This window comes from Anaeroglomus insulsum (assembly GCF_050689095.1).
Lineage (GTDB): Bacteria > Planctomycetota > Phycisphaerae > Sedimentisphaerales > Anaerohalosphaeraceae > Anaeroglomus > Anaeroglomus insulsum.
The window spans coordinates 234773-247481 of record NZ_JBOGCL010000004.1 but is presented as its reverse complement, the minus strand read 5'-3'; the positions used below and the strand labels follow the sequence as shown (position 1 = coordinate 247481).

Genomic DNA, 12709 nt, shown 5'->3' with positions numbered 1-12709 from the left:
GCACTATGCGTATGATGAGAAATGGACTTTTCGCAGCCATCATTTTGACCTGTTGTGCGGTAGTCTTGGCAGAGGAATCCCCTGCCCCTGCACAACCAGCCCCTGCTGCGTCTGCTGCAGCGACTCCCACTCCCGCGGTTGTCCAGCCTGCCGGTCCTCAATTTCCTTACATGGCCGAAGTGATTGGCACTGAAGTCTATGTTCGCAGTGGTCCGGGCACGGCCTATTATCACTGCGGCAAGCTCAATGCCCCGCAGCGTGTAACCGTCGTCGCCGCGGAAGCCAATAACTGGTTCAAAATTGTGCCTCCTCCGGGCAGCTTTTCGTGGATTTCCAAGAAGTATGTGAGTGTGGATCCGGCCCAGCCCACCAAAGGGACGGTAACCGAGGATGTGGTCCGCGTCTGGGCCGGCTCAGACTTTGTCGAACCGATGCGGTCGTCGAGCCTGCAGACCAAACTGAACAAGGGGGCCTCCGTGGAAATCGTGGGCAATCCTGCGGGGGAAGGCGACTATTATAAGATTACGCCTCCTGCCGGGGCGTTTCTGTATGTCAGCGGTGAAAGCCTCAAGCCCATCCTGCCGGAAGTGAAGAAAGAAGAACCCAAAAAGGAAGAGCCTGGCGAGGCTGCCAAGCCCGAGGGCAAGGAAGGTGAAGTCAAGCTGACCGACGTGGCCACCGAAGTCAAGACCGAAGCGGTTGTCGAAGCGAAGAAAGAAGATCCCAAGCCGGTCGTGCCTGCTCGTCCTGCAAAAGAGCAGACTTATCTGAAAGAATGCTATGATTTGTCGGCCAAGCTGGATGAAGAAATCAAGAAACCCCTTCCCGACCAGAAGTATGATGAGTACAAGAAAGCCCTGGAACCCATGCTGGCAGACCCCAATGAGGCGGGGATTGCTGCTCAGTATGCCAAGTACCTGTCGGATCGCATCGCACGGTATGAACTGGCCATCTCGGCCGGCGACCAGTTAAAGCAGCAGGATCAGAAGATGGCCGAGATTCGCAAGCAGATTGATGAGGCCCGCAAGGCCCAGCTTGAAAAGATTGCCAAGCAGTATGAACAATATATAATGACCGGCATCCTGAAACAATCCTATGTCTATAGCGGCAAAACCGCCCAGAAACGGTACCTGCTGACCAATGAGCAGGGACGCGTGATTGCTTATGTGGTGCCCAGTGGAGCCGGTGTCGAAGCCAAGGCCGAAAACCTGTTTAACAAGAAAGTTGGCATCGTGGGCCGTTTCGTCAACAGCCCCAAGGAACTGGTCAGCCTGATTACCGCCACCAACATCGAAGAGGTCCAGCAGTAACAAGCCTTTTCACACGACCTGAAATACAAAAGCCCTTCCACAGTGGAAGGGCTTTTTTATGCACATCATAATCTTAGCCATGAATGTAAATCTGTAGTTTCAGAATTATGCCTTACTCCGCTGTTTTTTCAACTCCAAAGTCCCTGGGGTTGTTCAAAGCCGACTTGTCTTTTTACGTATTCAAACAACATAACCTGTTTCTATATATATAGTTATACTACCCCTTAAATTACCATAACAATAAGTTCCCCTAATATGCTTGACAGCGTCAAGCATATTTGATATATGTAATGTGCGCCGTGACTGCGTCGAATTGCAGGGTTGGGAGAAATCCCGACACGGCGTCTTTTCTTTTAATGCAGCTGCACAATTCCATAACCCTCTATCTTATTGCCCGGTCCGGTCCTTATTCTGTCGAATATTTGTTTATAAAAGCGGTCATCCTTCTTGGAATACCAGCGATAAATCCCGCCTGCCGTCATATCCGCAAGCTGGATACCGGTACTGAAATGTGAGGGAACGATAAATACACCTTCAAGAATGTTGTCAAAATGAGATGTATATGCTTCCTGGCCGTGCATCATCCTGTAATGTAAGTCCTGAAGACGTTTATCTTGCCGTCGTTCTCGATGGTCGCAGATAACAATACCATTCATTTTACTGCCTGCTTCTCTCGACAGGTCTTGAAGATAATATTGAAATCGCTCAATAAGGCGCTTATATGCAAACCAGTAAAGATCATCTTCTGTATTGATATGTTTCCTTTGGTAACATAATCTAATATCCGCAACAACCGATATGATCCTAATCGACTTATAACTGCTGATAATACGAAAAATATCTGTTCGAAATTGTTCTTTTTGTTGTTCATCCAGCTTCGAGAGCGGGGTATCTTTTCCTGGTATTGAATAAAAATAACGCCATTTAATCTCCCCGAATATGCCATATTTTTTCTTGATATTTCTTAGATCGGCGTCCACCTTAAACCATGTATCTTCAGATACAATAAGACCTCCTAAAACAAATTTGTCTTCCGGTCCATGTTTTCCTTTAGGAGCCAGCGAACCTGACTCGTCTATAAAAAGCAGATGCACAATCTATACTCCTGTCTTAATCATCATATCTTTGCAAGACACGCTGGCAACCTTGACGGCAATTTTGACCGCTTACCCTTCACGTATTTGTGTTCAAAGTATCGATTTTCCGTACTCTGGCCCTTAGCAATTTCTTCCTTTGGAAAACTGACGCTTTGAAGAGGAACACCCAAAGTATTACTTCACTCTTTCTTTATCTATCTCCACATTTTCACGGTTTCAAATTTCACCTAAATTGCGTTCAAAAGCAACGTTTATCCTTGCCTGATGGCTTTGTCGGCGATGTCTTTGCGGCAGTAGGCCCCTTCGAATGAAATCAGGGCGACGGCTTCGTAGGCTTTGGCCTTGGCCTGGGCGATGGTGTCGCCCAGTGCCGTGACACCCAGTACCCGGCCGCCGGCGGTGACAATCTGGCCGTCCTTTTCGGCGGTGCCGGCATGGAAGACCATGACATCCTTAAGCCTGGCGGCGGCATCGAGGCCGGTGATAACCTTGCCTTTTTGGTAATTGCCGGGGTAGCCGCCGGAGGCCATGACCACACAAACGGCAGGACGCGGGTCCCAGCGGATGGTGACCTCATCAAGCTTGCCCTGACAGACGGCAACAAGAACCTCGAGCAGGTCGCTTTTCATCCGCATCAGGATGGGCTGGGTCTCGGGGTCGCCGAAGCGGGCATTGAACTCGAGTACGCGCGGGCCGCCCTGTGTGAGCATCATGCCCGCATAGAGTACGCCTTTATACGGCGTGTCATTGCGATTCATGCCGTCAACCGTAGGGACGAGCACTTCGCGGATAATCTGATTCATCATCGCATCGGATACGATGGGGGCTGGGCTGTAAGCCCCCATGCCGCCGGTGTTGTCGCCGGTGTCGCCATCGCCAATCGGCTTGTGATCCTGGGCAGATTCCATGACGTAGATGCTCTTGCCATCCACAAAGGCAAGGATGGAGGCTTCCTGGCCCAGCAGCTTGTCTTCAACGACGACGGTCTTGCCGGCATCGCCGAAGATCTTATCGACCATGATTTTTTCGGCGGCCAGAATGGCTTGAGCGGGGTCATCGCAGACAAAGACACCTTTGCCTTTGGCCAGACCAGCAGCCTTGACGACGACAGGCTCGTCACGGGTGGCGATAAAGGCCTTGGCATCCTCGAACTTGTCGAAGGTCCGGCCTTCGGCGGTCGGGATGCTGTTGGACCGCATAATCTGCTTGGAGAAGGCTTTGTCAGCTTCAATCTGGGCAGCGGCGGCGGAGGGACCAAAGGCCATAATGCCGGCTTTTTCCATCTCGTCAACAATGCCGGCGGACAGCGGGTCTTCCGGACCGATGACGGCCAGGTCGATCTTTTTGCTTTTGGCAAAAGCAACCAGGGCCGGGATGTCGGTGTCGGATATGGCGACATTCTCGCCGTATTGGGCGGTGCCGGGGTTGCCGGGGGCGATGTAGAGTTTCCGGAGCTTTTTTGATTGGGACAGCTTCCACGCAATGGCATGTTCTCTGCCGCCTGAGCCTACAAGCAAAACATTCATATCTTATCCTCTTTTATTGAAATTCCAGGCCGCTGCCGCAGTTGTATTCCGGTTCGGCCCTGTTTTTTTGGGTTCTCTGCCGAGGGGGAATAGTACCCCGAACGCGGGCAAAAAACAAGGCAAAACAAGAATACATAGATACAAGGAAAGTGTACAGGAATACAAGAATGCATGTTGGGCGGCCCCAGGGGACGCGAATCGCGAATTAAGACGTGAGAATAGAGAATTTAGAATTCAAGGTGGAAATTAGCGGTTTTATTTTAAATATTGTTTGTATAGCAGAGGGAGTTTTAATATAATTCGGGAGCATTTTAAATCGGTTGTACTGACAAGTTGTGCCGGAGGGCGGCATTGGGATCGAGTTGTGTATCACCGTAACTGCCCGATAGAGTTGTTACGGACAGGGCTTATTACATTGTTCGATCACAAAACAGTTTATGAGGGAATGTAAGCTATCCTATCAGCTTTTATAATATACAAAGGAGCCATTATGGGTATTGATTATTCACTTGGAAACAACTATTATCGGGGTGTCAACAAGTCTTGTTTTACGGTTGCTTTAAACATTGCGAATGATAACCGCGAAAGATGTAAGACTCTTCTGGAAGAGGTGCAGCGCAGCAAGGGAGGCATCTCTGATGATCTGATTCATAAAAACATTACTCAGGAAATACAAAATTGTCTTAATAATATTCGTAATTATTTTTCACATTATTATCACAAAGAAGATGTTTTGTATTTCGACAATGCAAATCCTGTGAAAGTCTTTCTGGAGGAAACGTATAAAAACGCGGAAGAGAAGACCATCGGAGCAACAAAAGAAAGCGATTATAAAGGTGTTGTGCCACCATTATTTGAATCGCATAATGGTCAAGACAGGATTACGGCGGCGGGGGTTATTTTTCTGGCATCATTTTTCTGCCATCGGAGCAATGTCTATCGGATGCTGGGAGCAGTGAAAGGATTTAAACATACTGGCAAAGAGGAATTGAGTGATGGACAGAAACGAGATTATGGTTTTACTCGCCGGCTGCTTGCTTATTATGCACTCCGGGACAGCTATTCTGTGGCGGCGGAAGACAAGACACGATGTTTCCGTGAGATATTAAGCTATTTGTCGAGAGTGCCGCAATTGGCAGTGGATTGGCTGAATGAACAACAGTTGCTTACGCCAGAAGAACAAGAAGAGTTTTTGAATCGGCCCGCCATCAATGAATGCGGGGATAATTCGGACTCTTTATCCTGCGATAAAGACAAAAAGAAGAGGCGTACTCTCCGCAAAGATGAAAAATTTATTTTATTTGCTATCCAATTTATAGAGAGATGGGCAACTGAACAATCATTAGATGTGACATTTGCTCGCTATCAAAACACTGTGGAAAAGGCGGAAAATAAGAATCAGGATGGCAAACAGGCAAGAGTGGTACAATTAAAATACAGAAACCAAACACTCAATCCGGATTTCAATGAAAAATGGATGTATTATATTCGGAATGAACACGCAATTATTCAGATTAAGCTGAAAAAAACAAAAGCTGTTGCTGCACGCATTTCTGAAAATGAATTAAAATATCTGGTGCTACTGATTTTTGAGAAGAAGGGCGAAGACGCCATCAAGAAATTGAAACATTATATTTCCATTATGAGCAAAAAAATCAAGAGCTTATGGAAATACAAGCCGGAGGTTGAACGATGGATGCCGTCGTTTGTCAAGCATGCCGACAGGACGGTTACGCCGGCAGCGGTGCAGAGCCGGCTAAGCTATATTCGCAAACAACTTCAGGAGACGATAGAGAAAATCGGTCAGGAAGAGCCGCAGAATAATAAATGGCTGATATATAAGGGGAAAAAGATTTCGATCATACTGAAGTATATTTCCGACAATATCAGTGACATTCAAAGGCGGCCCAATGTGAAACAATATCATATTTTACGCGATGCGCTTCAGAGGCTTGACTTTGATGGATTTTATAAGGAACTTCAAAATTATGTCAATGACGGCCGGATTACGGTTTCATTGTATAATAATATCCAAGGAATCAACGATATTAGCGGGCTTTGTCAAAAGGTCTGTGAACTGACACTGGAGCAGCTGGCTATACTGGAGGCCCATGGCGGCTCCAAGCTGAATTGGTATATCGGACTTGAAGCTAAGGAAAAAGAATCGAAGTACGAAGAGACAAACGCACCGAAGAAAAAAGCCGAGCGATTTCTGGAGTCGCAGTTTTCTATCGGGAAACATTTTTTGCGGAAAATGTTTTATAGCGATTGTGGTCACAAACAGGACTGTGACGAAGAAAAGGGGCACGATACACAGACGAAAGAGCGAAAAAGTCTGTTTTGTATTGTAAAAGAAACACTCAAGGACATCAGGCCCATACACGATGACCGGTGGTATCTTATCGACAAGGATCCGAGGAACTATGACAATAAAAACAGCAGGATTATCCGACAGATGTGCAACACCTACATACAAGATGTTCTCTGTATGAAGATGGCAATATGGCATTATGAGAGATTACTCTCCGCGACTGAATTCAGGAATAAATTGGAATGGAATTTTATTGGGCAGGGAAATATGGGTTATGAGCGATATTCGCTGCTGTACAAGACGGACTGCGGGATTGTCATACAATTTACGCCGGCGGATTTTTTGCGACTGGATATCATTGAGAAACCCGCGATGATAGATAATATTTGTCAGTGCTTTATACTTGGAAACAAAAAACTCGATCCGGATTCCGAAAAGAAGATTACTTGGGATGAATTCAATAAAGAGGGCATTGCAAAATACAGAAAGCGGCAGGCAAAGGCCGTACATGCGATATTTCAGTTTGAAGAAGGGCTAAAAATACAAGCGGAGAAAAGGAAGTCATCTAGATACTTTTCATTTCAGGAGATTCTTGACGAAGCGGAAAAACAAAAGAAAATACAGATGCCCGATAAAAAGGCTATCAAAGACGTCAGAAACGATTTCTTTCATGAGGACTTTAAGTCAACAGAAGAACAGTGGGCGATTTTTGAGAAATACTTTCCAGTCGTCGAACGAAAAGACGGCACAAAAAAATGGCGTGATAAAAAGAAAAAATGATTGCTCTATACAGAAATTTACTGTTAAATATTGCTATAAATGGATTTGAGATAATACCTTGCAATCGAGCAGCTGGAGCAGCCCTCGATTTGCAGGGTAATCACAGCCAATGTAGATAGACCCAGATTGAGTTGGCGGCTGGAGCAGCCCTCGATTTGCAGGGTAATCACAGCCGGTATGGAAGGCAAAGCGTTGCGGTCGCAGCTGGAGCAGCCCTCGATTTGCAGGGTAATCACAGCTTTGTGTTTTCATTTTAGTTTCCCGCTTTTGCTGGAGCAGCCCTCGATTTGCAGGGTAATCACAGCTTGCTCTGAATACCAGCCAGAACAACGGCTGCTGGAGCAGCCCTCGATTTGCAGGGTAATCACAGCAGACTCAAAACAGGGTGACTTGCAGGACACAGGGGGAAATTTGAGGAATGCCTTCGGCATGGAATTTTACCCTCAAGCACAGAGGCTTGAGCTACGATAACAATTCTCAAGCAGGGAGGCTTGAGATACAATGGGAAAAAGCTGTTGCTGGCGACGCGGGGCTGCTGTTTGTTATGAATTCAACCGGCGTGGACAGGTTGATCCTAATGGCTTGGGGTTGTGAAGAATAAGGGCAAGCTAGGGGCAATTGTCTCTACAAAGTGGGGGAAGATGGTTTTGCGGCCTGGGGGGCGGGCCGGGTGGTGCGGCGGGTTCCGGTAACGGTAACCACACAATCCTGCGAGGGGACATAATGGCGATAGATGAAGGCCTGCATCATGTCCTGGCAGGCGGTGACCGGACGGGTGACGGACTTGCCGTCGAGCTGGGCACGGGCCTGGAATTGCAGAGCCATCGCGCGGGCGGGAGCATTGGCCGGGGCGGTCAGGGTCATACTGAGATCGTTTTGTCCAGGGGGAATCGGTCCGCCGCTCAAGACAAAGCCTTTGGGGGCGTTTTTGAGGGTCAGTTCCACTTCGCCATCGAATCCATCGCGTCGGAAGACGTGGACGTTGACGGGGACGCTGCGGCCAGCGGGAATGGTCAGGCTGGCCGGATCGACATAGACGGCAAAATCGGGCCGCGGCGGGCTGATACGCAGGCGATAGCCGTAGTCAATACCACCGTGGGACTGGGAATCGGTCAGGCAGACATCATAGACGCCGTCTTCGGGCAGCGTAAATGTCAGATACGAATCGGCATCGTGGGTCATCAGGCCGGATTCCTTGTCTTCGCAATCGTCATTCCAGGCCAGGGTTTTGCCGCGGGCATCTTTGAGGCGAATCAGTGAATCCAGCGGGGAGTGCAGGCGGCGGCTCAGGACTTCGATGACGATTTGCTGGCCGGCTTTGCCTTCGAATCCAAAGACATCTGTGTCGCCGGGCTGGGCGATGCGGCCGTTGATGATGCAAGGCAGGTCGATTTTCTGAGCGGAGGCGATGGTATTGTTGTCTTCGTTTTCATCGATTTCGGGCAGTGTATCGACGGCATAGAGTATGGGATTAGCGCACAGGCCGTCCTGTTGAAACTGGAGGGTGCGAATCGCGGGGCCGTCGGGGCGGGTATCGAGGGTGATTTGCTTTTCGGACAGGTTCCAGCCGTATGCAGTCGCGGTCAGGGGTTTATCCGCAGGGCCACCCAGCGGGAAAATAGAGGTCACAAACGGCTGCTGTGCCACGGTGATGCGATAAACGAAATCTTCGCGTCCGCGATAGATGGCGTCGTTGATGGTCAGGGTATAATCGCCGTCGCGAGGGATTTGGTAATACAGCACGGGGTCGGGGTCGAAACGGAAATCGTCGGCAAAAGCGACTTCACGGCCCTCGGCATCGGCCAGGCTCAGGGTCGCCTGAAACCAGCCCGGCACAGCATCGCCCAGGTAGGGAATCAGGCGACGGGCATGGGTTTGAATGACCAGATGCTGGCCCTGTTTGCCCGCAAAACGGAAGCGATCCACTTCGCCGGGCAGAATCTGGCCGTTGATGACCGAGGGAACGGTCAGGCGGGTGATGACGGGCTTGCCGGGGTCGGCATAGTCCGGCTCGCGGATTTCGGGCAGCGTGCCAATCTCGAAGAGCATCGGGTTGGTCAAGCCGCTGGCTGTCGCGAGGCGGATTTGGCGGTCGCCCGGAGCGGCATCGGGTGCGACGGTGATTTCAATCACGACGGTCTCGGCGATTTGCGGATTGATCTGGTTGAGATTGGGGCGGATGAATTCCTCGACCACTTTCTGGAGGCCTTCGAGGCTGAGGTTATCAAGATTGCGGAGCAGCGGATGGTCGGGCAGCTTGACCGGTTCTGTCGGCGTGGCGACTGCATTGGGATCGGTTTTGGGAGCAGCACTGTTCGGGGCCGGCGGGGCAACGCGACGCTGCTGGCCGGGTGGGGCAAATTTCTGACGGAGCTGGCGCAGGCGGCTGTTTAATTCATCCCGCTGCTGCTGGTTAAGGGATTTGAGCCGTCCCTGATAGGTGACGAGGGAGGCCTTGACGCCATCGCCGGAGACATAGATTTCTTTGACACCGCGGAGGTTTCGTCCGCCGACGGTGATCTGGACGGTTGTGCCCTGCTGTGCGCCGGCAGGATAGAGATAGCCGATATTCGGCAGTTTGGGGGCCGTTTCCGCCCAGACACTGCTGACACCGAGAATCAGAACCGTTACTGTTATTTGCGTTAATGTTCTCATAAGGAATCAGGCTTTGATAATTTCATTGAGTCGGCCTCCGGTTGGGACGCCGTCTTTGTTGACCGAGGGCATCACTTTGATATCCATGCCCATGGGGTTGGGCATCGGGCCGTCGGGGTCAATGCCCATCAACTGGTAAAACGTGCCGATCAAATCCTGCGGATAGACGGGTCGCTGGGCCACTTCTTCGCCGTGGGCATCGGAGGCGCCGACCACGCAGCCGCCCTTGAAACCGCCGCCGGCGACAAGGGCCGAAAAGCAATTGCCGTAGTGTCCGCGTCCGCCGTTCCAGGGTTCTTCCCACTGGACTTTGGGGGTGCGGCCAAAATCGCCGTAGCTGGAGACGATGGTGCTGTCCAGCAGTCCGCGGCTGGATAAATCCTGCAGGAGGGTTGCCAGACCTTTGTCGAATTCGGGCAGTTTACGGCGCATTGTCTCGAAATGCTGCTTGTGGGTATCCCAGCCGCCGTAATTGATCGCAACGTAGGGTACGCCGTGTTCGACCAGCCGGCGGGCCATGAGGCAGGACTGGCCAAAGGTGGTCCGTCCATACTGGTCGCGGAGTTCGGCGTTTTCCTGCGATAAATCGAACAGCTTGCGGGCGTCACCAAGAATCAGTTCGTAGGCGTTGTTCTGGCACTGATCGAAGCGTTTGAATTCGTCATTGCCGGGGATGGCTTTGCCCAGTAAATCAAGACTGCCCAGCAGTTGGCGGCGGTCTTTCTGACGCTGTTCGGTGATGCCTTCAGCGACAATACCTTCGACAACAAACGGCGTCTTATTGGGGTCGCCGCCGGTGACAAAGGGCTTGTATTTGGGGCCGAGAAATCCCACTTCCGAAAAACGGCCCAGGGCTGTGGTCAATACAACATACGGCGGAATGAGGCTTTTGTAGCCGTGGTCATAACCCTTGAACAGCGAGACCACCGCCCCTATCGACGGATAGACCAGCCGCTCGGCGGGGTTGCGACCGGTCTGCATCATATAGGTCGCAGTTTCATGGGCATTGCTGCGATGGGTCATGCTGCGAATGAGGGAATATTTGTCGGCCTGTTTAGCCAGCAGAGGCAGCATTTCGCCGATGCGGATGCCGTCGACGTTGGTTGCAATCGGTTTGGTGAACGGGCCGGTGTAGGCTTCGCCGGCATCGGGTTTGGGGTCAAACGTATCCAGATGGCTTGGGCCGCCCCACATCCAGATTTGGATGATGGCTTTGGCGGGTGCAGGCAGCGGCGTCCGGGCAGCCAGGCGGGCCGGCTCGATGAGGGTCGGTGCGACCGCAGTGCCGAGCATCCATTTGAGCAAATCACGGCGATTCAGGGTTAGGATTTGTGATCGATTCTGGGTCATGGTTAACGTCCTCAACCTTTAATGCCGGAATAAAAATTCTCTGCTGTTGAGCAAGGCCCAGGTTAAATCTTCGGCGGCTTCGCCGGAACGATTTTGTTTGGCGGCGAACAGCTTTTCGATCGTTTGATATTCCTGGGGCGTCGGATAACGCGATAAAATCGTCAGGTACAGGTTGGCGATCATCTCACGGGGTTTGCCCTTGCCGGCGTCGAAGATTTTTCGCAGCAGCGGGCTTTGTGTAATCTTCTTTCGCACGTCGGAAGAATTCAGCATAAATAGCCGCTGGACATCGGTAGGATGGCTGTTGCGTTCGGATTCGAGTCCGGTATCGCGTGCCGGGCGGCCAAACATTTCGAGAAACTGACTGGTGATACTGCCGTCGGCCAGTTCGATAGTGCGGTGTGCATCGGGAATAAAAGTAAACGGCTCGGGGATGGGGCTGGAGTATTTGACCCGGGTACCGCCCAGATAACAGAGGGCATCAATCAAAACCTCTGCGTCCATTTGACGCGGCGAGTAACAGCCAAAGAGGGATTCGACCTGGGGGTTATCGCTTTGCGGGATGGGAGATTGCTGATAGGTGCGTGAGGTGCAAATAAGCTTGAACAGATGCCGAATGTTCCAGTGGGATTTCACCAGCTCGGCTTGCAGATAGTTCAGCAAAGCGGGATTAATCGGGGGATTGTCCGGTCGGATATCATCCGGCTCGTGAATAATGCCGCGTCCCATCAGCCATGACCAGGCACGATTGGCCATCGCCCGGGCAAACCAGGGATTGTCCGGCTGAATCAGCCAATCGGCAAACACCTTGCGAGGGTCGTCATCGGGGCCGATTTTGACTTTGGTCCCATCGGGCAACACGGCCTCCAGGGGCTCTGTCTGGGCGGGGTCGGGATAGACGATTTCTTCTTTCCATTCGTCAGTGTTTTTGTAGGCAACCCGCGAAAAAAATACTTCCAGTTCCTGACGACGTGCCTGCGGCCAGGTCTTCAGGCGTGTCCCCATGAACGTCAGTGCCACGGCTTCTGCAATATCAGCGGGCTTTCGTCCCTGTATGGCCCGATAGAAATTGACTGGCGGGACGCGAAAATTGCTGCCGCTGGCTGTCAGCAACTGGCGGGCAAATTCGTCATAGGGTTTGTTATCGCGGACGGATTCGAAAATCCAGCGGTGGTAAGCCTGCACGGCGTTGGGCCAGAGATTGACCGGGTATTCGGCCTTAACCCGCAAGATATCGCACCATTTCAGGGTCCAATAGGCAGCGAATTCGTCGCGGGCAAGCACGGCATCAACCAGTTTGTCGCGTTTATCCAACCGCTTGTCACCCAGGAACTTACGCACTTCCTGGGCAGTCGGAAGCGTGCCGATTAAATCCATATAGATGCGACGGACGAAGACTTCATCGGAACAGAGGTTGGCAGGAGTAATCTGGTGCTCGACCAGGCTGTCCAGGACCGCCTGGTCGATGGGATTGTTGATGGTAAAGCCGGCATTGACCTCAAAGGGAATAACTGCCCCCGCCCCGTACACACCATACGAAAACGCCAGCACACAAATCAGCCAGAAAACAACCCAATCTCGCATATTCTTGTCCACTTCTCAGCAGCATTATTATGACCTGATTCTTCCTATTGTTGTTTCGCTATTCTCTTTTATAAACGTTCGTCCGGGACAGATATG

General features: G+C 51.1%; 7 protein-coding genes and 1 CRISPR repeat array. Of the genes, 2 read left to right on the top strand and 5 right to left on the bottom strand.

Annotation, left to right across the window (positions count from 1 at the left end; genetic code table 11):
- The first annotated feature begins 5 nt into the window (after positions 1 to 5).
- Entirely contained in the window at positions 6 to 1310 is a 1305-nt protein-coding gene (locus ACQ9LF_RS05765; RefSeq protein WP_462488424.1) for an SH3 domain-containing protein, read from the top strand.
- Positions 1311 to 1663: 353 nt separating this feature from the next.
- Here ACQ9LF_RS05765 and ACQ9LF_RS05760 read toward each other — a convergent pair whose 3' ends face one another.
- Positions 1664 to 2404 carry a DUF3800 domain-containing protein gene (locus ACQ9LF_RS05760; RefSeq protein WP_462488423.1) on the bottom strand — a complete coding sequence of 247 codons (741 nt, stop codon included), beginning with the start codon at positions 2402 to 2404 and terminating at the stop codon, positions 1664 to 1666.
- 254 nt (positions 2405 to 2658) lie between these two features.
- On the bottom strand, positions 2659 to 3933 hold the full coding sequence (gene purD, locus ACQ9LF_RS05755; protein ID WP_462488422.1) for a phosphoribosylamine--glycine ligase: 1275 nt from the start codon (positions 3931 to 3933) through the stop codon (positions 2659 to 2661).
- A gap of 490 nt (positions 3934 to 4423) precedes the next feature.
- On the opposite strand from purD, the gene ACQ9LF_RS05750 reads away from it, so the two are divergent.
- Entirely contained in the window at positions 4424 to 7024 is a 2601-nt protein-coding gene (locus ACQ9LF_RS05750) for a hypothetical protein (RefSeq protein WP_462488421.1), read from the top strand.
- Positions 7025 to 7095: 71 nt separating this feature from the next.
- A CRISPR array of direct repeats spans positions 7096 to 7395; the repeat unit is 36 nt; unit sequence GCTGGAGCAGCCCTCGATTTGCAGGGTAATCACAGC.
- A 253-nt stretch (positions 7396 to 7648) separates the two neighbouring features.
- On the opposite strand, the gene ACQ9LF_RS05745 is transcribed toward ACQ9LF_RS05750, so the two are convergent.
- Genes ACQ9LF_RS05745 through ACQ9LF_RS05735 form a run of 3 tightly spaced genes read right to left on the bottom strand, consistent with a single transcriptional unit; the run spans position 7649 to position 12613 of the window.
- Positions 7649 to 9679, bottom strand: a complete 2031-nt coding sequence (locus ACQ9LF_RS05745; protein WP_462488420.1) for a pre-peptidase C-terminal domain-containing protein — start codon at positions 9677 to 9679, stop codon at positions 7649 to 7651.
- 6 nt (positions 9680 to 9685) lie between these two features.
- Positions 9686 to 11029: a DUF1501 domain-containing protein gene (locus ACQ9LF_RS05740; RefSeq protein ID WP_462488419.1), complete on the bottom strand. Its 1344-nt coding sequence runs from the start codon at positions 11027 to 11029 to the stop codon at positions 9686 to 9688.
- An 18-nt stretch (positions 11030 to 11047) separates the two neighbouring features.
- The gene (locus ACQ9LF_RS05735; protein ID WP_462488418.1) at positions 11048 to 12613 is read right to left on the bottom strand and encodes a DUF1553 domain-containing protein; all 1566 of its coding nucleotides are present in this window, start codon (positions 12611 to 12613) and stop codon (positions 11048 to 11050) included.
- Positions 12614 to 12709: the final 96 nt, after the last annotated feature.